We start from the raw sequence: 25,696 nt of genomic DNA on the forward strand, positions 1-25,696 counted from the left end.
ACGCGCCTTGACCGCCATCGCCACCGACATGCCGCCGTGTTTGAGTGACTCCTTTCTGACTGGCCATGTGACGCTTTCCTAGGGGAGAGCGCCGCACGTTATCGGCATAAAAAACGTGCCGAAATAAGCCGCGTCTGGAGTTTCTGTAGGGCTGTGGATTTTTTGTTGAGTGATTTTTATAAGGCGCGAATTGAGATACACGCACACAAAAGCGCAGCCTCCTACGCGAACTGCGGCAATGGATGGCTTCAAGGGGTTAAACGCAGGCGTACTGTGCACCGTCACTGAAATAAACAGTGGCCGGGCTTGAGAATCCGAGAAAGAATAGCGACCTGAACGCCACCCATCCCACGATAGATGGCGTTTTTATGTGCCAGCTCCCCCTGTTATGGCGGCTGTGCGCGGGAGGCCTTCGTGCCTGCCGGGGTTCCTATTGTCCCGATTCTCAGCCCGCGTACGGCTGCCACCTATAGGCCTGAGAACCAAAAGTGGCAGCTCTTAACCCCAATAGGAGCACGCTTAATGACCACACCATCTCCGATCAAAACCCTCGGCGCCGTCACCTTCGGCCCTTGCGGCACAGATAACCACGAACTCTTTCGCGTTAACCCTGATGTCCCTCTGCGCCAAGCGCTGGAGCAGGTTTCGGCACTGCTGTATTGCGCCAAAAAGCTGGCCCTAGATGCCGCGCTGGATAAAGACAGCGAACGCCATGCCTGGGCCTCGCATTACTTGTGCGACATGGGCAAGGCGGTGATTGATGATTTGTGTTTGCGGGCGTTTTGATGGCTGGCGCTGAAGACCCTCACCCCAACCCTCTCCCAGAGGGAGAGGGGGCTGATATGAGGTGTTGCGCAAATCTGCTTTTGACTTTAGTCCCCTCTCCCTCCGGGAGAGGGCTAGGGTGAGGGTGCCGCAGGCGCTTTACAGGGCCTTTTCAAAGATCTTGGAGTTGCGCTGGAAGTTGTACAGCGACGCGCGCGCAGCCGGCAGACGCTCCACGCTGCTAGGCTCGAAACCGCGCTCGCGGAACCAATGCGCCGTGCGGGTCGTCAGCACGAATAAGGTTTTGAGACCTTGTGCCCGCGCACGGTTTTCGATGCGCTCCAGTAATTCATCGCCCCGGCGACCATGGCGGTACTCCGGGTTTACGGCCAGACACGCCAGCTCACCCGCGTCCGAATCGGCAATTTGATACAGCGCTGCGCAGGCGATGATCATGCCTTCGCGCTCGACCACGCTGAATTGCTCAATCTCGCGTTCCAGCACTTCACGCGAGCGACGCACCAGAATGCCCTGCTCTTCGAGCGGGCTGATCAGTTCTAGTAACCCACCCACGTCTTCAATCGCGGCTTCGCGGGTGACTTCGAATTGCTCTTGGGCCACCAGCGTTCCGCCGCCGTGACGGGTAAACAACTCGGTCAGTAGGGCGCCATCTTCGGCGTAGCTGACGATGTGGCTGCGGGCCACACCGCCGCTGCACGCCTCGGCCGCCGCTTCAAGCAGTTCAGCTTGATAATCGCTGCCCAGACGTTTCATATGCGCGGGCACTTGTTGTGGACGCAACTCACGGACCAACCGCCCGTTTTCATCGAGCAAACCGGACTCGGCGCCGAACAACAGCAGTTTGTCCGCTGCAAGATCGATGGCAGCACGGGTGGCGACGTCTTCACAGGCCAAGTTAAAAATCTCGCCGGTCGGCGAGTAGCCCAGAGGTGACAGCAGCACGATGGAGCGCTCGTCCAGCAGGCGATTGATACCTTTGCGATCGACCCGACGCACCTCGCCGGTGTGGTGATAGTCCACGCCATCGAGCACGCCAATCGGCCGCGCCGTAACCAGGTTGCCGCTGGCCACCCGCAGGCGCGAGCCCTGCATGGGCGACGAGGCCATGTCCATCGACAAGCGCGCTTCAATCGCGATGCGCAATTGGCCCACAGCGTCGATCACACACTCAAGCGTCGGCGCGTCGGTGATACGCATGCCTTTGTGGTAATGCGGCAACAGGCCACGGGCTTCGAGGCGACTTTCGATTTGCGGGCGTGACCCGTGAACCAGCACCAGGCGTACACCCAGGCTGTGCAACAGCACCAGGTCGTGGACGATGTTGCCAAAATTGGGGTGCGCTACGCCGTCGCCAGGGAGCATGACGACGAAGGTGCAGTCGCGGTGAGCATTGATGTAAGGAGAAGCATGACGCAGCCAGTTAACGTAATCGTGCATAACCAAAGCCTGTAAAAAATGAGCCGCCTAAAAAAGGGCAAAACAGCAAACGCACAGCAGGCTGGTAGTTATCGTCGAAAAAAACGTGGCAACACGCGTGCTCTCCTTGTGTGTATGGGTTAAGCCTGCGGCACGTTACTGGGCCGGGGTCAGGCAATAGTGTTCGATCAGTTGGCTTAATAGACGCACTGTCGGCTGCAAACGTGACATTTCGAGGTGTTCGCCTGGCTGATGCGCGCAGCTGATGTCGCCAGGGCCCAGCACGATGGTCTCGCAGCCAAGCTGCTGAAGATAAGGCGCTTCGGTGCCAAACGCTACTGCTTGCGCGCGATGGCCGGTGAGTCGTTCAGCGACTCGCACCAATTCGCTGTCAGCCGCCTGTTCGAAGGGCGCCACGCCGGCCGCTATCGGGGCGAAGTCGATCTTGACCTGATGCCGCTCAGCCAAGGGGTTGAGCTTGCTGAGGATGATCGCACGCAAAGCGTTTGGGTCCATGCCCGGCAATGGTCGCAAGTCGAATTCCAGCGAGCATTGGCCGCAGATCCGGTTCGGGTTGTCGCCGCCATGGATGCAGCCAAAGTTGAGGGTCGGTTGCGGCACGCTGAACTGCGGGTTGTGGTACTCGGTCAGCCATTGCTGACGCAGACCTTTAAGCTCGGTCATCGCGTCGTGCATGGCGTCCAGCGCACTGTGGCCCAAGCTTGGGTCAGAGGAGTGGCCGCTGCGACCCAGAATGTCGATGCGCTCCATCATCACGCCTTTGTGCATGCGGATCGGCTTGAGCCCGGTCGGCTCACCAATCACCGCAGCGCGGCCCAATGGCCGCCCGGCTTCAACCAGTGCTCGGGCGCCAGCCATGGAGGTCTCTTCATCGCAAGTGGCCAGAATCAGCAGAGGCTGTTTGAACGGCTGATCGAGCAACGGACGCACCGCTTCGATGATCAACGCGAAAAAGCCTTTCATGTCGCAACTGCCAAGGCCGACCCAGCGGTTGTCCACCTCTGTGAGTTTGAGCGGATCGGTCTGCCACAGCGCTTCATCGTAAGGCACCGTGTCACTGTGGCCTGCCAGCACCAACCCGCCGGGGCCGCTGCCGAAACTGGCGAGCAAGTTGAACTTGCCAGGGCTGACCTGCTGAATATCGCAGTTAAACCCCAGATCACCGAGCCACGTGGCCAGTAAGTCGATCACGGCACGGTTGGATTGATCCAAATGGGGCTGGGTACAACTGACCGACGGTGTGCCGATCAACGCAGCGAATTGCTCTTTGAGGGAAGGTAAGGGCATGCGCTGACTTCCTGTTGGCTGGGCGAGGCCCATCATAGAGCTATCTGCGCCTTAGAATAAACCCGTGCGGCGCGCCGAAGCGGCGAGTCCTGTACACTGCACGGCCTTGGCAGCCACACTTTCCCCGGCTGCGCACCGTTCCTGGATTTTCCGGCCATGCAGAAAGAAACCGAAATCAAACTCCGCGTCAGCCGCGAAACCCTCGCCGCCTTGCGCGAGCACCCTTTGCTGAAAAAGCGCAACAAAAGTGGCTGGGAAAGCCGTGAGTTGTTAAACCAGTATTTCGACACGCCTGAGCGCGACCTGGCCAAGGCCAAGGTTGCCCTGCGCTTGCGTCGCGACGGTGAAGAGGTGATTCAAACCCTTAAAACCCGCGGCCAAAGCATTGCCGGGCTGTCGGAGCGCAACGAATACGACTGGCACCTGCCAAAAGCCAAGCTCGACATCAAAAAGCTCGAAGGCGAATGCTGGCCAGATGAGTTGGCCGAGCTGGACAAAAAAACCCTGAAGCCAATCTTCACCACCGATTTTGTGCGCGAGCGCGCTGAAATCTCGTGGGGCCGCGGCAAAGCCAAAGTGGTGATCGAAGCCGCTCTGGACCTGGGCCACGTGATTGCCGGTAAGCAGAAAGAAGAAATTTGCGAGCTGGAACTCGAATTGCGCGAAGGTGAACCCGCTGCGCTGCTGGAATTGGCCGCCGAGCTGGCAGAAAAACTGGCCCTGATGCCATGCGACATCAGCAAGGCTGAGCGCGGTTATCGCCTGTTTGACGCCAACAGCTACGCCGTCAGCCTGCCCGCGCCTGAACTAACCCCTGAAACACCGCTGGACGACGCCTTTGCCGCACTGGCCTGGCACCTGCTGGGCAGCAGCCAGCGCCTGGCCGAGCAATACCGTTTCAATGGCCACTGGCGCTTGCTGCAAGACTGGGTTCAACAGTTGATCGACCTGCGTGCGCTGGTCAGTAGCCTCGGTCAGGCCGCACCTCGCCCTTCGACCCACGACTTGCGCGCTCAACTGGACGCCTTGCTCGAAGACTGGCGCCCGATGGTGCAAGCCGGTCAAGACGATGAAGACGTGCGTAAAGCCGCCCCTGAGCAGTTCCTCGAAGAGTTGGAAGACCCGCGTTGGGGCCAGTTCTCGCTGAACACCTCGCGTTGGTTGCTGGCCCGTAGCTGGACCATTGATCGTGGCACCACCCGTGGCAATCGGCAGGGCGCTGCACAACTGGCGAGCTGGTTGCCGCGTCTGCTGTCAGATGAGGCCATTGCGCTGCGTCTGAACCGCTACCAGCAGCAACCCGAAGACTTAGCCGAGCAACTGCCGCGTATCGAGCGCATTCAGGCGTGGTTGCGTCTGGCGCGTGGCGTGTTGGAAATTCCGGAAGTGGACCGCTTGTACGGCGAGATGAACAAGTTGCAAGACTTGGCCAACTTGCCAATCACTGACGACGCAGAAAGCAATGACCTGTTGCTTAATGCGCGTAAGCAACAAGCCATTGCCGTGTATCAGAATCGCGCTTGGAAGACGCTGTTGCGCGCTTAAGCTTGGATCGTCGCTGTGCTTGCTCGCGATTTTTTTTGAAAATCAAAAGATCGCGAGCAAGGGATTTACCCCTTAATTTTTGGGCATGTCTGCATCCGGCGTTCGCCAAATCAAGCGTGTAGTGTCATAGCCCTGTTGTTGAGCCTTGCTGACCAGTTCGTCGCGGGTTTGCTGGTCGATCTGCGGCTTGCGCGATAGCAACCATAAGTAGCGTCGATCCGGGTTACCGACCAGCGCGGTACTGTAGTCGTCGCCCAGGTACAGCACCCAATAATCACCCTTGGTCACGCCCGGCAATAACGTCGATACCCAGTTATCGAACTCGACCCACAACTTGTCGGTTTTGCCCGGCACTTGCGGGCTGGCCGTACCCTTGGCTTCTTCCCACTTGCCCTGTGCAGTCTGGCAGCGGTTCAACACGGCCACGTTGCCGTCAGGCTTTAGCGTGTACTGAGCCTCAGATTGCGCGCAGTTGCGTTGGAAGAACATCGGCAACCGCGCCTGCTCATACCACGTGCCCTGATAGCGTTTCAGGTCGACGCTTTCGACCGTTTTCGGTGCCAGCGCATCGGTATTCGACGTGGAACACCCCGCCAGCACCAGCGCTGCTCCCAGACAGGCTAAAAGACGTTTCATTGTTAACGCTCCTGTGCCGTTTTACTTCAAGCCCTGACCCGAGAAAATAAGCACTTTATCGCCCGCGTACTGCACGCTGATAAAGCTGTTTTTATCGCCCCAGGTGCAGCTCGACATGCCCAGCGCGCCCGAACAATCAGTCGGGCTGCCCAGTAATTTTTCGACTTCGGCCTTGGACATGCCCGCAGTCAGTTTGGAGTAGTTTTCTTGATTGACCTTGCTGCAAGCCGCCAGCAACACACAGAACGACAACAACGCCAAAGAACGCAACTTCATGGAATCACTCCTGAATAAGAAAATCGGCATCGCTGCCTGCTGCAAGCTTAGAAGAGAAAAGCGCGGGGTGGTTCCCGTGAGTAAAAACGACTGTGGGAGCGGGCTTGCTCGCGATGCATACAACTCGGTCTAACGAATAGACCGTGTCGATGCCATCGCGAGCAAGCCCGCTCCCACAGGGATTGTCGGGTGCAGCCAGGGTTTTACGCTTTGTGGTACGCGGTCACACGCGCCACTTCTTCTTTCGAGCCCAGGAACACCGCTACGCGCTGGTGCAGGCCTTCTGGCTGGATGTCGAGGATGCGCTGGTGGCCGTCAGTCGAAGCGCCGCCCGCCTGTTCCACGAGGAACGACATCGGGTTAGCTTCGTACATCAGGCGCAGTTTGCCCGGTTTGGAAGGCTCGCGGCTGTCACGTGGGTACATGAACAGGCCACCACGGGTCAGAATACGGTGCACGTCGCCAACCATCGCGGCCACCCAACGCATGTTGTAGTTCTTGCTCAGTGGGCCGTCTTCGCCTGCCAGCAACTCGTCTACGTAGCGCTGTACCGGGGCTTCCCAGTGGCGCTGGTTAGACATGTTGATGGCGAATTCCTGAGTGGTTGCAGGAATGGTGATGTCTTCGTGAGTCAGTACAAAACTGCCCATTTCACGGTCCAGGGTGAAGCCTTTGACGCCGTCGCCAAGGGTCAGCACCAGCATGGTCTGCGGGCCGTAGATGGCATAACCGGCAGCCACTTGCTGAGTGCCTGGCTGCAAGAAGGCGTTTTCATTCAACGGCTCGTTCTGGCTCAGGTACTCGTTAGGGCAACGCAGTACCGAGAAGATCGTGCCGACCGGGGCGTTGATGTCGATGTTCGACGAGCCGTCCAGTGGGTCGAATACCAACAGGTAGGCGCCTTTCGGGTATTTACCCGGGATCTGGTAGGCATTGTCCATTTCTTCGGACGCCATGCCGGCCAGGTGACCGCCCCATTCGTTGGCTTCGAGCAGGATTTCATTGGAAATCACGTCGAGCTTCTTCTGCACTTCACCTTGTACGTTTTCAGTGCCCATGCTGCCCAAAACACCGCCTAGGGCGCCTTTGGACACGGCGTGGCTGATCTCTTTGCAAGCACGCGCCACCACTTCAATGAGGAAACGCAAATCAGCAGGGGTGTTGTTGCTGCGGGTCTGCTCGATCAGATAGCGACTCAGGGTAACGCGGGACATGTAAGGCTCCGAACAATGGGGAGGGGGCGAAAAACCCGCGCAGTTTAACGCGTGTTGCCGTGCAAATCTTCTAATCAGACTCAGAACCGACAGAGAGGGTGGTGCTGAACCCTTAAATCACCTGTAAAGCCCGTGGGAACATCTGCCTTGCTACCTTATTTACTCAACGAGCTTGGCAAACCGTAGCAGTTGCCGAGCTTGCGAGGCTACGTTCGGCGGTGCAGCCGTCGTAAAGCTGATTATTCCGATCCTTCAGCTGAATCGGGGTCTCAGGTTTTGCGATCGCTGCGCAATCGGACGTGGCCTCGCAAGCTCGACAACTGCTACGAGGGCTGGCCACACAAAAGGCGTTGTGATTACAACGCTTTCCAGATTTCAGTCGCATATTCGCGGATGGTTCGGTCCGATGAGAACCAGCCCGTGCGCGCCGTGTTTAATACGGCTTTGCGCCACCATTCATCTTTGTCGTGCCACAGGTGCTCAACGCGCATCTGCGCATCCCAGTAAGCATCAAAGTCGGCACACACCAAAAAGCGGTCGTAGTCGATCAGTGAGTCGACAAAACCGGTGTAGCGCGCCGGGTCGTCGTGGGAGAACACCCCGCCGCGAATAGCCTGCAACACATCATTTAGCCGGTGCGAAGCAGCCACATCCGCCGCCGCATGGAACTCGCCATTGAGCTTTCGGGCTTCGACCTGCTGGGAGGTAAGGCCGAAAATAAACATGTTTTCCTCGCCGATCCGCTCGCACATTTCGACGTTGGCACCGTCCATCGTGCCTATGGTCAGCGCGCCATTAAGGCCGAATTTCATGTTGCTGGTACCCGATGCTTCGTAGCCTGCGGTGGATATTTGTTCGGACAAGTCAGCCGCCGGGATGATGTTCTCGGCCAAGCTGACGTTGTAGTTGGGGATAAACACCACTTTGAGCAGGCCGCGCACTGTCGGGTCGTTATTGATGGTGCGCGCAATGTCGTTAGCCAGCTTAATGATGAGCTTGGCTTGGGTATAACTGGCAGCCGCCTTGCCTGCAAAGATCTTGACCCTTGGCACCCAGTTATTACCCGGCTCAGCACGAATGGCCTGATACAAGGCGACGGTGTGCAGTAAGTTGAGCAACTGACGCTTGTACTCGTGGATGCGTTTGATCTGCACATCAAACATCGCTTCAGGGTTGACCACGATGCCCAGCCGCTCGTAGATCAGCGCGGCTAAGGTGCATTTGCTCTGTAAGCGCTGCTCGGCAAATTGCTTGCGGAAGTCCGCACGCTCGGCAAAAGGCTCCAATTTGATCAGTTTGTGCTCTGTTTCATCGAGCACGTCCTCGCCCAACACGTTTACCAGCATCGCGGTCAATGGCGGGTTGGCCTGGAACAGCCAGCGGCGGAAGGTTACGCCGTTGGTTTTGTTGTTGATGCGGCCGGGATACAGCTTGTGCAGATCGGCAAACACCGTGCTGCGCATCAGTTGGGTGTGCAAACCGGAAACGCCGTTCACGCTATGGGAGCCCAGAAACGCCAAGTTACCCATGCGTACGCGACGGCCGTTGTCCTCTTCGATCAGCGAGACGGCACGCAGCACATCAAAATCATGCACGCCTTTTTCACGCAGTGAGTCGATGTGAAAGCCGTTGATCAAATAGATGATCTGCATATGACGCGGCAGCAAACGCTCCATCAAACCGACCGGCCAGGTTTCCAACGCCTCAGGCAGCAAGGTGTGGTTGGTGTACGACAGCGTGTCGACGGTGACTTGCCACGCGGTGGGCCACTCGATGCTGTGTTCATCGACCAAGATGCGCATCAGCTCGGCAACGGCAATCGAGGGGTGAGTATCGTTAAGCTGGATAGATACGTGGTCAGCCAAGTTCAGCAGGGTGTCGTGCACGTTCAAGTGGCGACGCAGCAAATCTTGCAACGAGGCGGAGACAAAAAAGAATTCCTGACGCAAACGCAGCTCTTGGCCGGCTTCGTTACTGTCTGCCGGGTACAGCACGCGAGAAATGCTCTCTGCGCGCACGACTTCGGCCACAGCACCCAAATGATCACCGGCGTTGAAACGCCCCAGGTTCAAGTCATGCAGCGCCCTCGCCCGCCATAGGCGCAAGGTATTGACGCTGGCACCGCGCCAGCCTACGACCGGCGTGTCATAGGCAATGGCACGTACTGTTTCGCTCGGCCACCAGATTTGTCGTGACTGGCCCTGCTCGTCCTGCTTGGTTTCAACCGAGCCGCCAAAGCCAATCGAGTACAGCACCTCGGCGCGCTCAAACTCCCAGGGGTTGCCGAAGTCGAGCCAGTTCTCGGTTTGCTCCTGTTGCCAGCCGTCGACGATGCTTTGGCGAAACAGCCCGTGTTCGTAGCGAATGCCATAGCCGTGAGCAGCGATGCCCAAGGTCGACATGCTTTCCATAAAGCAAGCAGCCAGTCGCCCCAAACCGCCGTTACCCAGCGCCGCATCCGGCTCCAGCAGGCGGATGCGTTCTAGATCGACCCCAAGCTCGGTTAAGGCTTCACGCGCGACCTCCAGCAAGCCGAGGTTGCTCAGGCTGTCGTACAGCAAACGACCGATCAAAAATTCCAGCGACAGGTAATACACCCGCTTCTGGTCTTTGCGGTAAATCTGCCGGGTGTGGTCCATCCAGTGTTCGACCATATGGTCGCGGGCGGCCAGCGCAATGGCTTCAAACCAGTCATGGTCAAACGCGTGATCCGGGTCTTTACCCACCGCGTAAGTCAGTTTGGCTAGTACGGCGGCACGAAAATCCGCCACCTGCGCGTCACGAACAAGCGGTTCCTGGGGCATCGATACAACCTCTAGCGAGATGGAGCGATTTGAAGAACGAATGGACTCAGCCTAGACGCTTCGACAGAAAGAAAGCGCGTTGATTCGTGCTTTTTTTTAAAAAAAACGGACGAAGTGAAAACCGCCCCAAAACGATGCATACCTTGAGCTAAACGCTTTAAAGCGTCGCTTTGTACAAAAAACCGGCAAATGGTTGTTCACTCATTCATCAACCCCGGTATGATCGCGCGCCCTGATGCACGCTGGAATACAAGCCTGATGAAGTCCAACCTGATCGCCGCCGCGGAAATCGACCGTCTCGATACCTGGGCCAAATACTCCGCGCCCATGTGCGGCTCCTGCATTTCCAGCTGCTGCACCTTGCCGGTTGAGGTCAAGATCAAAGACTTGATCCGCATTGGCCTGGTCGATGAGTTCGAGCTCGGCGACCCGCCGAAGAACATCGCCAAGCGCCTGCAGAAAGATGGGATTGTTGAGCGTTTTAACCAAAAGTCGGGGATTTTCACCCTGCAACGCATGAGCAATAACGACTGCCTGTACTTGGATCGCAAGTCGCGCATGTGCACCATCTACGAAAAGCGCCCGGATACCTGCCGCAACCACCCGCGTGTGGGCCCGCGCCCAGGGTATTGCGCCTATGTGCCGAAGGCCGTTGAGCGCAAAAACAGCAGCGAAAGGCTGATGAATTTTTAAAAGCGCAAAGCCCCCTGAGGGGCAGCTGTAACGCAAATCTCGCACATAAAAAAACGCCCCCGACCGCAAGGCCGGGGGCGTTTTTGTAACCGCTAACTAAGTGACTTAGTTTTTGGCTTTTTTAGCAGCGCGGGTACGCTCGCCTTCGTCCAGGATCTTCTTACGAAGACGGATGGACTTAGGAGTCACTTCGCACAGCTCGTCGTCCTGGATGAATTCCAGTGCTTGTTCCAGCGTGAAGCGAACAGGCGGAACCAGAGCGATGGTTTCGTCTTTACCCGAAGCACGCATGTTGTCGAGCTTCTTGCCCTTGGTAGGGTTAACGCCCATGTCGGTGTCACGGCTGTTCAGACCAACGATCTGACCGTTGTAGATCTCTTGACCGTGCTCAACAAACAGCTTGCCGCGTGCTTGCAGAGTTTCCAGGGAGTAAGTCAGCGCCTTGCCAGTTTCAACCGAAACCAGTACGCCGTTCTGACGGCCGGACATTTGGCCCGACTTCATCACGTCGTAACGGTCGAAGATCGAGGTCAGGATGCCAGCACCGTTGGTCAGGGTCAGGAACTGGTTACGGAAACCGATCAGACCACGTGCAGGGATGTTGTATTCCAGACGAACACGGCCTTTGCCATCCGGCACCATGTTGGTCAGGTCGCCTTTACGCAGACCCATCTCTTCCATCACCTTGCCCTGAGATTCTTCTGGCAGGTCGATGGTGACGTTTTCGAACGGTTCGTGCTTCACGCCGTCAACCAGACGGATGATCACTTCTGGACGACCAACGCCCATTTCGAAGCCTTCACGACGCATGGTTTCGATCAGTACCGACAAGTGCAGCTCGCCGCGGCCAGATACTTTGAACTTGTCAGCCGAGTCGCCTTCTTCAACGCGCAGTGCAACGTTGTACAGCAGCTCTTTGTCCAGACGTTCCTTGATGTTACGGGACGTCACGAACTTGCCTTCTTTACCGCAGAATGGCGAGTCGTTTACCTGGAAGGTCATGGAAACGGTTGGCTCGTCAACGGTCAACGGCTTCATCGCTTCAACGTTCATCGGATCACACAGGGTGTCGGAGATGAACAGCGAATCCATACCGCTGATGCAAACGATGTCGCCTGCCGAAGCTTCTTCAACGTCTACACGGTGCAGACCGTGGTGACCCATCAGCTTCAGGATACGACCGTTGCGGCGCTTGCCGTCAGCGTCGATAGCCACAACTGGTGTGTTCGGCTTAACGCGACCACGAGCGATACGGCCAACACCGATAATGCCCAGGAAGCTGTTGTAGTCCAGTGCCGAGATTTGCATCTGGAACGGACCGTCACGGTCTACAGCTGGCGCAGGTACGTTGTCGACGATCGACTGGTACAGCGGGGTCATGTCTTCAGCCATTTCGGTGTGGTCAAGACCCGCAATACCGTTCAGGGCAGAGGCGTAAACCACTTTGAAGTCCAGCTGTTCTTCGGTAGCACCCAGGTTGTCGAACAGGTCGAAGATCTGGTCCAGAACCCAGTCCGGACGCGCGCCTGGACGGTCAACCTTGTTGATTACCACGATTGGACGCAGGCCGGCTTCGAACGCCTTCTTGGTCACGAAACGGGTTTGCGGCATAGGGCCGTCTTGAGCGTCAACCAGCAGCAGAACGGAGTCAACCATCGACATTACGCGTTCTACTTCGCCGCCGAAGTCGGCGTGGCCCGGGGTGTCCACGATGTTGATGTGGTAGCCGTTCCAGTTAATAGCGGTGTTCTTGGCAAGAATGGTAATGCCGCGCTCTTTTTCCTGGTCGTTGGAGTCCATCACGCGCTCGTCGTTGAGCTCGTTGCGCTCCAGAGTGCCGGATTGACGCAAGAGTTTGTCTACCAGGGTGGTTTTACCATGGTCAACGTGAGCAATGATGGCGATGTTACGTAGATTTTCGATCACTTGTGTATCTCGATCAGAGGATTCGGTGTGCTGACAGGTCGTGGCAGCGATTAACAGTAGAGTCCGGCAAAGCCGTTACAGCTTGACGGCGGCGTCGGGGGGCCGGTGACGCAGGCCACAGGCATACAGCCCCGGGCTCTTAGCTCGGTCGATAAACGCGCACATTGGCATGTCCCTCACTGAGCAAATGGTGAGCATGCAGGCGACTCATCACGCCTTTGTCGCAATACAACAGGTACTGACGGGTATCATCCAGTTCCTTGAAGCGGCTGTTCAATGCATAGAACGGCAACGCTTGTACTTCGATGCCAGCCAGTTCTAGCGGTTGATCTTCCTGAGCATCCGGGTGACGGATGTCGATCACAATCTGGCCCGCCAGCACTTCGCTGACTTCTTCGACTTGCAAGTCCTGGCCCAACTCATCGATCACCCGATCAATCGGCACCAGTTTGGCCCGCTCAAGCGCTCGCTCAAGCACGGCCATATCAAACTGTTGTTCTTCGTACTCCACACGCGGACGCTTGGCGTGGGTCTTGGGGTTGACCGAAATCACCCCGCAATATTCAGGCATGTGCTTGGCAAAATCGGCTGTGCCGATTTCAACCGCCTGATCAATGATGTCTTGCTTGTGGCTGGCGATCAGCGGACGCAAGACCAGCTTGTCTGTCACGCAGTCGATAACCGCAAGATTTGGCAGCGTCTGGCTGGAAACCTGAGAAATAGCCTCGCCGGTGACGAGCGCATCAATTTCGAGCCGATCTGCAATACGGGACGCCGCGCGCAACATCATACGCTTCAAAATGACGCCCATATGACTGTTATCAACTTTGCCGAGAATTTCACCCAGCACTTCTTCAAACGGAACGCTGACAAACAGCACGCGCTGCGAGCTGCCGTACTTCTTCCATATATAGTGCGCGACTTCCATCACGCCCAGTTCATGGGCACGCCCGCCGAGGTTGAAGAAGCAAAAGTGGCTCATCAGGCCGCGACGCATGATCTGATAGGCCGCCACTGTCGAGTCGAAACCGCCGGACATCAACACGAGGGTCTGCTCAAGCGAGCCCAGTGGGAAACCGCCAATGCTGTCGTGCTGGCTGTGAATCACAAACAACCGTTGGTCGCGAATTTCGAAACGGACTTCAATTTCTGGCTTTTTAAGGTCAATTCCGGCCGCCCCACACTCACGACGCAGCTTGCTGCCGACGTATTTCTCGATTTCCATCGAGGTAAATGGGTGCTTGCCACCGCGTTTGCAACGCACTGAAAAGATCTTACCGGCCAACGCATCGCCGAAGTGCAGTTTGCACTTTTCAACGACGTCGTCGAAGTCGCCCAACGGGTACTCGTCGACTTGCAGGAAATGCGCGATGCCCGGCATGCAACTCAGGCGCTCAGTCATTTCCTTCAAGGCTTTGGGGTCACTTACACGCGTTTGCAACTCAATGTTGTCCCACACACCGGTCACTACCACGGCCGGGTCCAGATCGCGGAGCACAGCACGGATGTTTTTAGCCAATTGACGGACGAAACGCATCCGAACCGGGCGGCTCTTGATAGTGATCTCGGGGAAGACTTTAACGATTAGTTTCATGAAAACAGCGCGCAAGCAGCCTGCCAAAAAAGGGGGGCGCGGATTATAGCGGAAATTGCTCAAGGTTTAACCAGTTATCGTACAAACGGTTTTCACTGCACCAAAATGGATCACTAGACACTCAAATCGCTTCATTTGAGTGCGATAAACGCCGTTAATCGACGGTCTTCGGCGCTAACCTGCTTGAGATTGAGGCGTTTAACCCAAATCGGAGCACTGGCATGCAATTTGCTCCCTTGTGATGCAGGTTGCCTTGGCAGAGTATTCGCGCCGGCATCAACCACTTATTAAGGGCTAATCCACTACCAGCCCTAAGCCACCCCGGAGGACACTATGTCGAAGTCGGTTCAACTCATCAAAGATCATGACGTCAAATGGATTGATCTGCGCTTCACTGACACCAAAGGCACTCAGCACCACGTGACCATGCCGGCCCGTGATGCGTTGGAAGAAGACTTCTTCACCGACGGCAAAATGTTCGACGGTTCCTCCATTGCTGGCTGGAAAGGCATCGAAGCGTCCGACATGATCCTGCTACCAGACGACAGCACTGCCGTTCTGGACCCGTTCACCGAGCAGCCTACGCTGATCCTGGTGTGCGACATCATCGAACCTTCGAGCATGCAAGGTTACGACCGTGACCCACGTGCAATCGCCAAGCGCGCTGAAGAGCACCTGAAAGCCACGGGTATCGGCGACACCGTATTCGCAGGCCCGGAGCCAGAGTTCTTCATTTTTGACTCGGTAAAATTCAAGTCGGACATTTCTGGCTCGATGTTCAAAATCTACTCCGAGCAAGGTTCGTGGATGTCTGACCAAGACATCGAAGGCGGCAACAAAGGTCACCGTCCTGGCGTTAAAGGCGGCTACTTCCCAGTTCCACCGTTCGACCACGACCACGAAATCCGCACCTCCATGTGTAATGCACTGGAAGAAATGGGCCTGACCGTTGAAGTTCACCACCACGAAGTGGCGACTGCTGGTCAGAACGAAATCGGCGTTAAGTTCAACACCCTGGTGAAGAAAGCCGACGAAACCCAAACCCTGAAATACGTGGTGCACAACGTTGCCGATGCTTACGGCCGCACCGCCACGTTCATGCCTAAGCCGCTGTATGGTGATAACGGCTCGGGCATGCACGTCCACATGTCGATCTGGAAAGAAGGCAAGAACACCTTCGCAGGTGAAGGCTATGCCGGCCTGTCCGACACTGCCCTGTACTTCATCGGCGGCATCATCAAACACGGCAAGGCCCTGAACGGCTTCACCAACCCGGCAACCAACTCTTACAAGCGTCTGGTTCCAGGCTTCGAAGCCCCGGTAATGCTGGCTTACTCGGCGCGCAACCGCTCCGCTTCGATCCGCATTCCTTACGTGTCCAGCCCTAAAGCTCGCCGTATCGAAGCACGCTTCCCGGACCCAGCAGCTAACCCGTACCTGTGCTTCGCAGCACTGCTGATGGCTGGCCTGGACGGTATCCAGAACAAGATCCACCCTGGCGACGCCGCTGACAAAAACCTGTACGACCTGCCGCCAGAAGAGGCGAAAGAGATCCCACAAGTTTGCGGCAGCCTGAAAGAAGCCCTGGAAGAGCTGGACAAAGGTCGTGCGTTCCTGACCAAAGGCGGCGTTTTCAGCGACGACTTCATCGACGCTTACATCGCCCTGAAAAGCGAAGAAGAAATCAAAGTACGTACCTTCGTACACCCACTGGAATACGAGCTGTACTACAGCTGCTAATCCAGTTTCACCCGTGAAAGCGGCGTGATTTGAAAGGCCTCCTTCGGGGGGCCTTTTTTATGCGTAACGTCTTACATTCCTCGGCGCAACACCCGATTGAAACTTCACCAGCGCCTGACATCCACCCCATAGCGCAATCTGTAACGTGAGGCGACTCATCAAACGGATGCTGCCATGACTCTTACCAACCCACTCAAAGCCCTGCTGCTGTCGCTGGCCTGCCTGATCCTGTTCGGCTGCACCAACAACCCAGCACGCGTCGAAGTCGAGCAACTGCTCAAGACCAATCAGTCATGGGATGGTGCACCTTACGATCCATACCCGTCCGGCCAACCCGAGATTACAGTTCTCAAAATCATCATCCCGGCCAACACTGCACTCAATTGGCACACGCACCCCATGCCTAATGTGGCCTATGTGTTATCGGGCGAGCTGTTCGTTGAAACCCGCGACGGTAAGCACAAAATTACATTGAGGGCTGGCGAGGTCCTACCCGAAGTCGTTCAAACCGAACACCGTGGAACCAGCGGCAGCCAGCCCGTTGAACTGATCGTGTTCTATGCCGGCGGCGTTGGCATGCCACTGTCGCAGTAAACAGACTGTGCGCTGCCTGTTGATAAGCCTTTGGCTAGTTGCCCTGCCTGCGAGCGCGCAGGTGTACAAATACCTCGATGTTCATGGCACAGCGCACTACAGCAGCACGCCTCGCAAACTAACCAGTAGCGCGCCCATAACGCTTGAGCCACTCAATCTACAGCCAGCCCTGAGCATTGCGCCACCAAACGACCCGCATCAATTGCTTCCCGAACAAGAGAACGCCCATTCGCCCTACACCGAACTTCACATCGCCGGTCTGCCCGTCGAACAGGCCCTGCGCGCCAACAACGGAACCTTCATCGTACAGCTCACGATTGACCCGCCCTTGAGCAGTCAGCATCGTCTGCAATGGCTGCTTGATGACCAGCCTTATGGTCAGCCCCGCACCCATACAGCCATCCAAATGAACAACATAGATCGCGGCAAGCACCGCCTATCCGTGAAGGTCATGGAAGGCGACAAGGCCGTACAGCAAAGCCAGACGGTTGTTTTTTACCTGCAACGCGCTCGTCAAAGATGATCCGCAAGAACTGTATATCCCCGCATTCACCAGAAACTGAATCTATTTAACCAAGTTGCACTATATTGGTGCATGTACTGCTCGAATACTCACTTGCCAGCCCACTTTGGTTCAAAACGATTCCCCGGCAGAGCCAGTGCGCCACCTAAACGAGCCCAAATTCCCTATTTCAGGCGATTCGCGCTTCTTTTCGGAGCCTTGGTTTGTTTTTTGCATTTTCCTTGCACCAGCGCTTACCCGCGCACGCAATCCGGGACCGGCCCATGACCATCAGTGATGCCCTGCACCGACTATTACTCGACAACCTGACCACCGCCACACTGTTGCTCAATGCCGACTTGCGCCTTGAGTACATGAACCCGGCGGCGGAAATGCTGCTGGCTATAAGCGGCCAACGCAGTCATGGGCAATTCATCAGCGAGCTGTTCACTGAGTCCACCGAGGCCCTGCAATCGTTGCGTCTGGCCGTTGAGCAAGCCCACCCCTTTACCAAGCGCGAGGCCATGCTGACCTCCGCCACTGGCCAAACCTTGACCGTGGATTACGCAGTGACGCCAATTTTGAGCACAAGCGGCACCATGCTGCTGCTTGAAGTGCACCCGCGTGACCGATTGCTGCGCATCACCAAAGAAGAAGCGCAGTTATCCAAACAAGAAACCAGCAAGATGCTGGTCCGCGGTATGGCCCACGAAATTAAAAACCCGCTGGGCGGCATTCGGGGTGCAGCCCAATTACTGGCGCGCCAATTGCCTGATGAAAGTCTGCGTGACTACACCAACGTCATCATCGAAGAAGCCGATCGCCTGCGAAACCTGGTCGACCGCATGCTGGGCTCCAACAAACTGCCCTCGTTGGCCATGACCAATGTGCACGAAGTGTTGGAGCGGGTGTGCAATCTGGTAGAGGCCGAAACCCAAGGCGACATCACCTTGGTGCGTGACTACGACCCAAGCCTGCCGGATTTGCTGATCGACCGCGAACAAATGATCCAGGCCGTACTCAATATTGTGCGTAACGCGATGCAAGCCATCGGCGATCAAAATGCACTCCGCCTGGGCCGAATCACCCTGCGAACCCGCGCCATGCGCCAGTTTACGATTGGCCATGTGCGCCATCGACTGGTCACCAAAATCGAAATTATCGACAACGGGCCAGGCATCCCGTCCGAGTTGCAAGACACTCTATTCTTTCCGATGGTCAGTGGCCGCCCGGATGGCACCGGGCTTGGCCTTTCCATCACCCAGAACATCATTAGCCAGCACCAGGGGTTGATCGAGTGTGAAAGCCACCCTGGCCACACACTCTTTTCGATCTTTCTGCCTCTGGAACAAGGAGCCGCATCGACATGAGCCGAAGTGAAACCGTTTGGATCGTCGACGACGACCGTTCAATCCGCTGGGTCCTGGAAAAAGCCTTGCAACAAGAAGGCATGACCACACAGAGCTTCGACAGCGCCGATGGCGTGATGAGCCGCTTAGCTCGTCAGCAGCCTGATGTGATCATCTCTGACATTCGCATGCCCGGTGCCAGCGGCCTGGATTTGCTAGCCAAAATCCGCGAGCAACACCCGCGTCTGCCGGTGATCATCATGACCGCTCATTCAGACCTGGACAGCGCGGTCGCGTCCTATCAGGGTGGCGCGTTCGAATACTTGCCCAAGCCGTTTGACGTCGACGAGGCTGTGTCGCTGGTCAAGCGTGCCAACCAGCACGCCCAGGAACAACAAGGCTTGGCCGTTGCCCCGGCTGCGGCACCCACCCCGGAAATCATTGGCGAAGCGCCAGCGATGCAAGAGGTGTTTCGCGCCATAGGCCGTCTTAGCCACTCCAACATCACCGTGTTGATCAACGGTGAATCCGGGACGGGTAAAGAGTTGGTCGCACACGCGCTGCATCGCCATAGCCCGCGAGCCGCCTCGCCATTTATTGCCTTGAACATGGCGGCGATCCCCAAAGACCTGATGGAGTCCGAACTCTTCGGCCATGAAAAAGGCGCCTTCACCGGCGCAGCTAACCTGCGCCGCGGGCGTTTTGAACAAGCCGACGGCGGGACGTTGTTTCTGGACGAAATCGGCGACATGCCCGCCGACACTCAAACGCGACTGCTGAGGGTGTTAGCCGATGGCGAGTTCTACCGTGTGGGCGGGCATATTCCGGTCAAGGTCGATGTGCGAATCATTGCCGCGACCCACCAGAACCTCGAAACCCTGGTGCAGGCTGGCAAGTTTCGCGAAGATTTGTTCCACCGCCTGAACGTCATCCGCATTCATATTCCACGCTTGTCAGATCGTCGTGAAGACATCCCAACACTCGCTCGGCACTTCCTCAGCAGCGCCGCACAAGAGCTGTCGGTCGAACCCAAACTGCTGAAAACCGAGACCGAGCAATACCTGAGAAACCTGCCGTGGCCCGGCAACGTTCGCCAGCTTGAAAACACCTGCCGCTGGATCACGGTGATGGCCTCGGGCCGCGAAGTGCACATCAGCGACTTGCCACCTGAGCTGCTAAACCTGCAACACGACGCGTCCCCGGTCACCAACTGGGAGCAAGCCTTGCGTCAATGGGCCGATCAGGCGCTTAGCCGTGGCCAGTCGAATCTACTCGACAGCGCTGTGCCGACCTTTGAGCGGATCATGATCGAGACCGCCCTCAAACACACCGCAGGCCGCCGTCGCGACGCTGCCGTACTACTGGGCTGGGGCCGCAACACGTTGACCCGCAAAATCAAAGAGCTGGGCATGAAAATAGACGGCGACGAAGATGATGGGGACGACGCTTAAACCTGACGATCAAAAAAACCTCCTCCTCGGGAGAGGGCTGACCTGACTACGCACCACCCTCAAGCAAGCCGCCCTAATTCTGTGCATCACGCGACCTAAAGGGGCTGGCCAGCCTTCTGACACTAAACGCCCGAATAAACGAGAGCCCCGGATTTCCGGGGCTTTCGCGTTTATATGGAAAAAATAAAGGCAAAAAAACAAAGCTGGCACGCGCCCTGCAAAGTCCCTATTACCTAAGCAACACCGATTTAGGGGACCTTGGTACAGGCAGGCCAGGACTCCCCACTTTTACACCGCAGCCTTGATGCCCTTTGCATCAACGCGCACAACGCTTTTGGGGAACCCGGTACAGGCAGGCTGGAATTCCCTCTTTTATTACTCTTGCAGGTTCACCTGCAAGCGCCAGCGCCCATCCTGCGGTGCACCGGTCCAATCGCCCCTTAAGGCCCGGGCCGCCACCAACGTCAGCATCAAGCCCCCGTCCGTACGACTGACCCGCCAGTTCACATCTTTACCGTTGAGTTTAAGCTGACCGCTTTGCGGCATGCCCTTGGCCGCAAATAAGAGCCCTAAGGTGCCATCAACCCATTCCCCGTGCAGCTTGGGCTCATCGCTGAACCACACCACCAAACCGTCCGCTTGTACCTCTATTGTTTGCAGTTCAATCGGATCGGGCGTCGTTAAACGCCCGATCATCATGCCGACCATCATGCCGACTATCGCCAAAGAAGCTAAAACCCGTGGCCATAACTTCGGCCGCGGATCCTCTTCAGGCGTAGAATGCTGCCCATCTTTAAGTTCGGAGCCGTGCATGTTTCACGTCATCCTTTTTCAACCAGAAATTCCGCCGAATACCGGCAACATTATCAGGCTGTGCGCCAATAGCGGCTGCCACCTGCATTTGATCGAGCCTATCGGTTTTGAGTTGGACGACAAGCGCTTGCGCCGTGCCGGTCTCGATTACCACGAGTACGCGCCGCTCAAACGCCATCCAGATCTAGCCAGTTGCCTTGAAAGCCTGGGCCACCCGCGCCTGTTCGCGTTTACCACAAAAGGCTCGCGGCCGTTCCACGATGCCCAGTTTGCCGAGGGCGATGCCTTTATCTTCGGCCCTGAAAGCCGGGGCCTGCCACCCGAAGTGCTGGATGCGTTGGATGGCGATCACCGCCTGCGTCTGCCAATGCGCGAAGGCTGCCGCAGCCTTAATCTGTCCAACACCGTGGCCGTGGCGGTTTACGAGGCCTGGCGCCAGTTGGGGTTCAAGTAACCACACAACACTCCACACTTCGTAGTCGCTGCCGAAGGCTGCGAGAGGGATCGCAGGGGCTTCTAAGAAAACGGGTTGCTACGCAACCCTTCGCAGCCTGCGGCAGCGACTACGGGCGGCACGCCCATAAAAAAAGCGCCTTCAGGCGCTTTTTTTATGGGCGTGCCGCTGTTCACTGAACAGTCGGCGTGCCTTCTTCTTGCATGCGTTGCAGTTCTTGCGCGTACAGAGCATCGAAGTTCACCGGAGCCAGCATCAACGCTGGGAACGAGCCACGAGTGACCAGACTGTCTAGGGTTTCACGGGCATACGGGAACAGGATGTTCGGGCAGAAAGCACCCAGGGTGTGGCTCATCGAACCTTGATCAAGGTTTTTGATCAGGAAGATGCCAGCCTGTTGCACTTCAGCAATAAACGCCACTTCTTCAGCGTTTTTTACAGTCACAGACAAGGTCAGAACCACTTCGTGGAAGTCGCCTTCCAGTGGCTTTTGACGGGTGTTCAGGTCCAGAGCAACACTCGGTTCCCACTGCTGACGGAAGATGACCGGGCTTTTCGGCGCTTCAAACGACAGGTCACGTACGTAGATACGTTGCAGGGAGAATTGTGGAGCAGTGTCATCATCGCTAACAGCAGCGGTGTTCTGTTGGTCAGTCATCACAGATCCTTGTTAATCAGGGGGCTTTTAGAGAATGAGAGTCAGACGTTCAGAAGCGCATCCAATTTACCTGCGCGCTCCAGAGCAAACAGGTCATCGCATCCACCGATATGTTTGTCGCCGATCCATATCTGCGGAACCGAAGTCCGCCCAGCTTTATGGGCCATGTCGGAACGCACTTGAGGTTTGCCGTCGACTTTGATTTCTTCAAAGGCAACATTCTTCTTCTCAAGCAGAGCCTTGGCTCGCATGCAGTAAGGGCAATAGTCGCTGGAATAAACGATGACCTTGGACATACTTACTTCACCACTGGCAGATTATCTGCGCGCCAGGTGGAGATACCACCGGACAACTTGGCCGCGTTGAAACCGGCTTTCAGCAGCTCACGCGCGTGAGTACCGGAGTGCTGGCCAGCAGCATCGACCAGAATAATGGTCTTGGCCTTGTGCTTCTCCAGTTCGGCAATGCGCGCCATCAGTTTGTCTTGCGGGATGTTCAAGGCACCCACGATGTGACCAGCAGCAAAGTCTTTGGCTGGGCGAATATCAATCACCACACCTTCATCGCGATTGACCAGGCCGGTCAGTTCGCCGGTGCTGATGCTACGGCCGCCTCGGCTCATCTCATGGGCGATCAACAACGCCAACAAGATGACAAACGCGCCAACAAGCAGATAGTGAGAAGTGGCAAATGCAATCAGGTGATCAACCATCAGAAGGTTCCAGGGCGGTAAAATGTGGGCCAGTATACACAGCCACCTTGGTCGGCCAAACCCCGCCCGGCGGTGACGTCACATGAAGTTCGCTTTAAACTGCGCGTCTTCTTAATACCTCCTATTAAACCAGCCACGAGTGGGATCTATGACTACCACGCCTAAACCTTTGGTCCTGATCATCCTGGATGGCTTCGGTCACAGTGAAAGCCACGAATACAACGCCGTTTATTCGGCCAAGAAACCGGTGCTCGATCGTCTCACCGCGAGCATGCCAAACGGCCTGATCTCAGGTTCGGGCATGGATGTTGGGCTGCCGGACGGCCAAATGGGCAATTCCGAGGTCGGCCACATGAACCTCGGCGCCGGCCGCGTGGTGTATCAAGATTTCACCCGCGTCACCAAGTCGATCCGTGATGGCGAGTTCTTCGAGAACCCGACCATTTGCGCCGCTGTCGACAAAGCCGTTGGCGCTGGCAAGGCCGTGCACATCATGGGCCTGCTGTCTGATGGCGGCGTTCACAGCCACCAGGACCACTTGATCGCCATGGCTGAGCTGGCGTTTAAACGCGGCGCAGAAAAAATCTACCTGCACGCCTTCCTTGATGGTCGCGACACACCGCCAAAAAGCGCCGCCTCGTCGATTGAATTGCTGGATGAAGCCTTTAAAGAGCTTGGCAAAGGCCGCATCGCCAGCCTGATCGGCCGTTATTTCGCCATGGACCGCGACAACCGCTGGGACCGTGTAGCCCAAGCCTACAACCTGATCGTCGATGGCAAAGGCGAGTTCAACGCCGCCACCGCTCAGCAAGGCCTTGAAGCCGCTTACGCCCGTGGCGAAAGCGACGAATTCGTCAAGGCCACCACCATTGGCGAGCCGGTAAAGGTTGAAGACGGCGACGCCGTGGTCTTCATGAACTTCCGCGCCGACCGTGCCCGCGAACTGACCCGCGTGTTTGTTGAAGATGACTTCAACGCATTCGAGCGCGCTCGCCAGCCAAAATTGGCTGGTTTCGTGATGTTGACCCAATACGCCGCCAGCATCCCGGCCCCAAGTGCATTCGCGCCGGGTAGCCTAGAAAACGTGCTCGGCGATTACCTGGCTAAAAACGGCAAAACCCAGCTGCGCATTGCCGAAACCGAAAAATACGCCCACGTGACGTTCTTCTTCTCGGGCGGCCGCGAAGAGCCGTTCCCAGGTGAGGAGCGCATTTTGGTGCCGTCACCGAAGGTCGCCACCTACGACCTGCAACCGGAAATGAGCGCCCCCGAAGTCACCGACAAAATCGTCGATGCCATCGAACATCAGCGTTACGACGTGATCGTGGTCAACTACGCCAACGGCGACATGGTCGGCCACAGCGGCGTGTTCGACGCAGCGGTCAAAGCAGTGGAGTGTCTGGACCTGTGCGTAGGCCGCATTGTTGAAGCCTTGGAAAAGGTCGGCGGCGAAGCCCTGATCACCGCTGACCACGGTAACGTTGAGCAGATGGAAGACGAGTCCACAGGCCAGGCGCACACCGCCCACACCTGCGAGCCTGTGCCGTTCATCTATGTTGGCAAGCGCCCGCTCAAGGTCCGCGAAGGCGGTGTATTAGCCGACGTCGCTCCGACGATGCTCAAGCTGCTGGGGCTGCCACAGCCTGAAGAGATGACCGGCAAGACCATTCTGGTCGACGCGTAAAACTGGTGTAACGCCCGTAGCAGCTGCCGCAGGCGGCGTCCGGCGACGAAGTCGTCGTAAATTCAGCTTCCGCGACCACTCACGTGGACCGCGTACACAGCATTTACGATCGCTGCGCGACCGGACGTAGCCTTCGGCAACTGCTACGGGAGTGGTCTATGACTATTTCACTTTCTTCCATTTCTTATAGGCAACGTTGGCGGGCATACTAGGCCGTCTCGTTCCCCCAGGTGTCGCCCGCCCCATGCTCCGCGCCCTTATAGCCCTAGCCCTCACGTGCCTGCTGCAACCGGCGTTTGCCGACGAGCGCGCACAAACTCAACAACAGTTGGACGCCACGCGTCAGGACATCGGTGAGCTGAAAAAGCTTCTCGGTAAGCTCCAAGAAGAAAAAACCGGAGCACAAAAAGACCTGCGCAGCACCGAAACTGAAATCGGCAAGCTGGAAAAACAGGTGGAGGACCTGCAAAAAGAACTAAAAAAGAGTGAAGGCGAGCTGCTGCGCCTAGATAGCGAGAAGAAAAAACTCCACAGCGCAAAAATTGAACAGCAACGTCTCATCGCCATTCAAGCCCGTGCCGCGTATCAGGGCGGCCGTCAGGAATACCTCAAGCTGTTACTCAATCAGCAAAACCCCGAGAAGTTCGCCCGAACCCTCACCTATTACGATTACCTCAGCCAAGCCCGCCTGGCCCAGCTCAAGGGGTTTAACGAAACCCTGCGCCAACTGGCCAACGTCGAAGCTGATATCAATCTGCAACAAGCGCAACTGCTGACACAAAAAAGCAGCCTGGACACCCAGCGCGCCGAACTCGACAAAGTACGCGCCCAACGCCAGCAAGTACTGGCCAAACTCAACAACGACGTCAAAGACCGCGATCAGAAACTCCAAGCGCGCGAGCAAGATCAGGCAGATCTGGCTAAAGTCCTCAAGACCATTGAAGAAACCCTCGCCCGTCAGGCCCGCGAAGCAGAAGAGGCGCGGCAAAAAGCGCTGATCGCCCAGCAAGAAGCCGAGAAGAAGCGCCAGCGTGAGGCTGAGTCGGTTGTCACCGATGCCCCGCGCAAACCGGTTCAATCAACACCCGGTGCCTTGGTTTCAAGTGCGGGCGTCTCTTATGGCGGACCTTTTTCTCAGGCGAGGGGCAAACTTCCTTGGCCTGTTGATGGTCGATTGCTTGCGCGCTTCGGTGAAAGCCGTGGCGATGACGCCCGTACCAAGTGGGACGGCGTAATGATCAGCGCCACTGCGGGCACCCAGGTGCACGCGGTGCACGGGGGTCGCGTGGTGTTTGCCGACTGGCTGCGCGGCGCAGGCCAACTGGTCATTCTGGACCACGGTAATGGTTACTTAAGCTTGTATGGCCACAATCAGACATTGCTTAAGGCCGCCGGAGACGTTGTTAAAGCTGGCGATGTGATTTCCACCGTGGGCAACAGCGGCGGGCAAGCAACACCAGCGCTGTATTTTGCTATTCGTCAGCAGGGCCGCCCCAGCGACCCTGCACAATGGTGTCGCACTCAAGGATGAGTCCATCACC

23 protein-coding genes are annotated in these 25,696 nt (G+C 56.9%); 11 read left to right on the top strand and 12 right to left on the bottom strand.

All coding sequences use genetic code 11. The annotated features are described in order from the left end of the window. Positions 1-522: 522 nt before the first annotated feature. Positions 523-786 carry a DUF3077 domain-containing protein gene (locus B347_RS0121315; protein ID WP_019411727.1) on the top strand — a complete coding sequence of 88 codons (264 nt, stop codon included), beginning with the start codon at positions 523-525 and terminating at the stop codon, positions 784-786. A 138-nt stretch (positions 787-924) separates the two neighbouring features. Here the strand turns inward: B347_RS0121315 and argA are convergent, their stop codons facing one another. Both argA and argE read right to left on the bottom strand, forming a co-directional pair. Next, the gene (gene argA, locus B347_RS0121320) at positions 925-2,223 is read right to left on the bottom strand and encodes an amino-acid N-acetyltransferase (RefSeq protein WP_019411728.1); all 1,299 of its coding nucleotides are present in this window, start codon (positions 2,221-2,223) and stop codon (positions 925-927) included. A 135-nt stretch (positions 2,224-2,358) separates the two neighbouring features. Beyond that, positions 2,359-3,510, bottom strand: coding sequence for an acetylornithine deacetylase (gene argE, locus B347_RS0121325; protein ID WP_019411729.1), 1,152 nt, complete (start codon positions 3,508-3,510; stop codon positions 2,359-2,361). Between the two features lie 156 nt (positions 3,511-3,666). Here argE and B347_RS0121330 point away from each other — a divergent pair, with 156 nt between their 5' ends. Continuing rightward, on the top strand, positions 3,667-5,055 hold the full coding sequence (locus B347_RS0121330; RefSeq protein WP_019411730.1) for an inorganic triphosphatase: 1,389 nt from the start codon (positions 3,667-3,669) through the stop codon (positions 5,053-5,055). A 72-nt stretch (positions 5,056-5,127) separates the two neighbouring features. Here the strand turns inward: B347_RS0121330 and B347_RS0121335 are convergent, their stop codons facing one another. From B347_RS0121335 to B347_RS0121350, 4 genes are all read right to left on the bottom strand, one after another. Next, a complete protein-coding gene (locus B347_RS0121335; protein ID WP_019411731.1) occupies positions 5,128-5,691 on the bottom strand; it encodes a lipocalin family protein in 564 nt (187 codons plus the stop codon). A 21-nt stretch (positions 5,692-5,712) separates the two neighbouring features. Then, positions 5,713-5,967 carry an outer membrane protein assembly factor BamE domain-containing protein gene (bamE, locus tag B347_RS0121340; protein ID WP_019411732.1) on the bottom strand — a complete coding sequence of 85 codons (255 nt, stop codon included), beginning with the start codon at positions 5,965-5,967 and terminating at the stop codon, positions 5,713-5,715. 203 nt (positions 5,968-6,170) lie between these two features. Continuing rightward, positions 6,171-7,181 carry a class 1 fructose-bisphosphatase gene (locus B347_RS0121345; RefSeq protein WP_019411733.1) on the bottom strand — a complete coding sequence of 337 codons (1,011 nt, stop codon included), beginning with the start codon at positions 7,179-7,181 and terminating at the stop codon, positions 6,171-6,173. A 356-nt stretch (positions 7,182-7,537) separates the two neighbouring features. Next, the gene (locus B347_RS0121350; protein ID WP_019411734.1) at positions 7,538-9,985 is read right to left on the bottom strand and encodes a glycogen/starch/alpha-glucan phosphorylase; all 2,448 of its coding nucleotides are present in this window, start codon (positions 9,983-9,985) and stop codon (positions 7,538-7,540) included. Positions 9,986-10,240: 255 nt separating this feature from the next. Here B347_RS0121350 and B347_RS0121355 point away from each other — a divergent pair, with 255 nt between their 5' ends. Next, positions 10,241-10,678 (top strand): YkgJ family cysteine cluster protein, encoded by a 438-nt coding sequence (locus B347_RS0121355; protein ID WP_026014336.1) that lies wholly within the window; start codon positions 10,241-10,243, stop codon positions 10,676-10,678. Between the two features lie 105 nt (positions 10,679-10,783). On the opposite strand, the gene typA is transcribed toward B347_RS0121355, so the two are convergent. Together typA and thiI are read right to left on the bottom strand one after the other, a co-directional pair. Continuing rightward, positions 10,784-12,604: a translational GTPase TypA gene (gene typA / locus B347_RS0121360; protein WP_019411736.1), complete on the bottom strand. Its 1,821-nt coding sequence runs from the start codon at positions 12,602-12,604 to the stop codon at positions 10,784-10,786. Between the two features lie 139 nt (positions 12,605-12,743). Continuing rightward, a complete protein-coding gene (gene thiI / locus B347_RS0121365) occupies positions 12,744-14,198 on the bottom strand; it encodes a tRNA uracil 4-sulfurtransferase ThiI (protein ID WP_026014337.1) in 1,455 nt (484 codons plus the stop codon). Positions 14,199-14,531: 333 nt separating this feature from the next. Between thiI and glnA the strand changes: the two genes are divergently transcribed. From glnA to ntrC, 5 genes are all read left to right on the top strand, one after another. Continuing rightward, positions 14,532-15,938 (top strand): type I glutamate--ammonia ligase, encoded by a 1,407-nt coding sequence (glnA, locus tag B347_RS0121370; protein WP_019411738.1) that lies wholly within the window; start codon positions 14,532-14,534, stop codon positions 15,936-15,938. Positions 15,939-16,112: 174 nt separating this feature from the next. Beyond that, entirely contained in the window at positions 16,113-16,532 is a 420-nt protein-coding gene (locus tag B347_RS0121375; RefSeq protein WP_019411739.1) for a cupin domain-containing protein, read from the top strand. Beyond that, the gene (locus tag B347_RS0121380; protein ID WP_019411740.1) at positions 16,498-17,055 is read left to right on the top strand and encodes a DUF4124 domain-containing protein; all 558 of its coding nucleotides are present in this window, start codon (positions 16,498-16,500) and stop codon (positions 17,053-17,055) included. Before B347_RS0121375 ends, B347_RS0121380 begins: the two co-directional genes overlap by 35 nt. A gap of 263 nt (positions 17,056-17,318) precedes the next feature. Beyond that, positions 17,319-18,404, top strand: a complete 1,086-nt coding sequence (gene glnL / locus B347_RS0121385; RefSeq protein WP_019411741.1) for a nitrogen regulation protein NR(II) — start codon at positions 17,319-17,321, stop codon at positions 18,402-18,404. Continuing rightward, positions 18,401-19,834 (top strand): nitrogen regulation protein NR(I), encoded by a 1,434-nt coding sequence (ntrC, locus tag B347_RS0121390; RefSeq protein WP_019411742.1) that lies wholly within the window; start codon positions 18,401-18,403, stop codon positions 19,832-19,834. The genes glnL and ntrC overlap by 4 nt, the downstream gene beginning before the upstream one ends. A 375-nt stretch (positions 19,835-20,209) precedes the next feature. Here the strand turns inward: ntrC and B347_RS0121395 are convergent, their stop codons facing one another. Continuing rightward, a complete protein-coding gene (locus B347_RS0121395) occupies positions 20,210-20,647 on the bottom strand; it encodes a hypothetical protein (protein ID WP_019411743.1) in 438 nt (145 codons plus the stop codon). Between B347_RS0121395 and B347_RS0121400 the strand changes: the two genes are divergently transcribed. After that, positions 20,646-21,101, top strand: coding sequence for a tRNA (cytidine(34)-2'-O)-methyltransferase (locus tag B347_RS0121400; protein ID WP_019411744.1), 456 nt, complete (start codon positions 20,646-20,648; stop codon positions 21,099-21,101). The two genes, B347_RS0121395 and B347_RS0121400, sit on opposite strands and share 2 nt — an antisense overlap. A gap of 172 nt (positions 21,102-21,273) precedes the next feature. Here the strand turns inward: B347_RS0121400 and secB are convergent, their stop codons facing one another. Genes secB through B347_RS0121415 form a run of 3 tightly spaced genes read right to left on the bottom strand, consistent with a single transcriptional unit; the run spans position 21,274 to position 22,471 of the window. Beyond that, on the bottom strand, positions 21,274-21,759 hold the full coding sequence (gene secB / locus B347_RS0121405) for a protein-export chaperone SecB (protein WP_019411745.1): 486 nt from the start codon (positions 21,757-21,759) through the stop codon (positions 21,274-21,276). Between the two features lie 41 nt (positions 21,760-21,800). Then, a complete protein-coding gene (gene grxC, locus B347_RS0121410; protein WP_019411746.1) occupies positions 21,801-22,055 on the bottom strand; it encodes a glutaredoxin 3 in 255 nt (84 codons plus the stop codon). Positions 22,056-22,057: 2 nt separating this feature from the next. Beyond that, positions 22,058-22,471 (bottom strand): rhodanese-like domain-containing protein, encoded by a 414-nt coding sequence (locus B347_RS0121415; protein ID WP_019411747.1) that lies wholly within the window; start codon positions 22,469-22,471, stop codon positions 22,058-22,060. Positions 22,472-22,619: 148 nt separating this feature from the next. Between B347_RS0121415 and gpmI the strand changes: the two genes are divergently transcribed. After that, positions 22,620-24,155, top strand: coding sequence for a 2,3-bisphosphoglycerate-independent phosphoglycerate mutase (gene gpmI, locus B347_RS0121420; protein WP_019411748.1), 1,536 nt, complete (start codon positions 22,620-22,622; stop codon positions 24,153-24,155). 244 nt (positions 24,156-24,399) lie between these two features. Continuing rightward, a complete protein-coding gene (locus B347_RS0121425) occupies positions 24,400-25,686 on the top strand; it encodes a murein hydrolase activator EnvC family protein (protein ID WP_019411749.1) in 1,287 nt (428 codons plus the stop codon). The last annotated feature ends 10 nt before the right edge of the window (positions 25,687-25,696 follow it).

Source organism: Pseudomonas psychrophila HA-4, assembly GCF_000282975.1.
GTDB lineage: Bacteria > Pseudomonadota > Gammaproteobacteria > Pseudomonadales > Pseudomonadaceae > Aquipseudomonas > Aquipseudomonas psychrophila_A.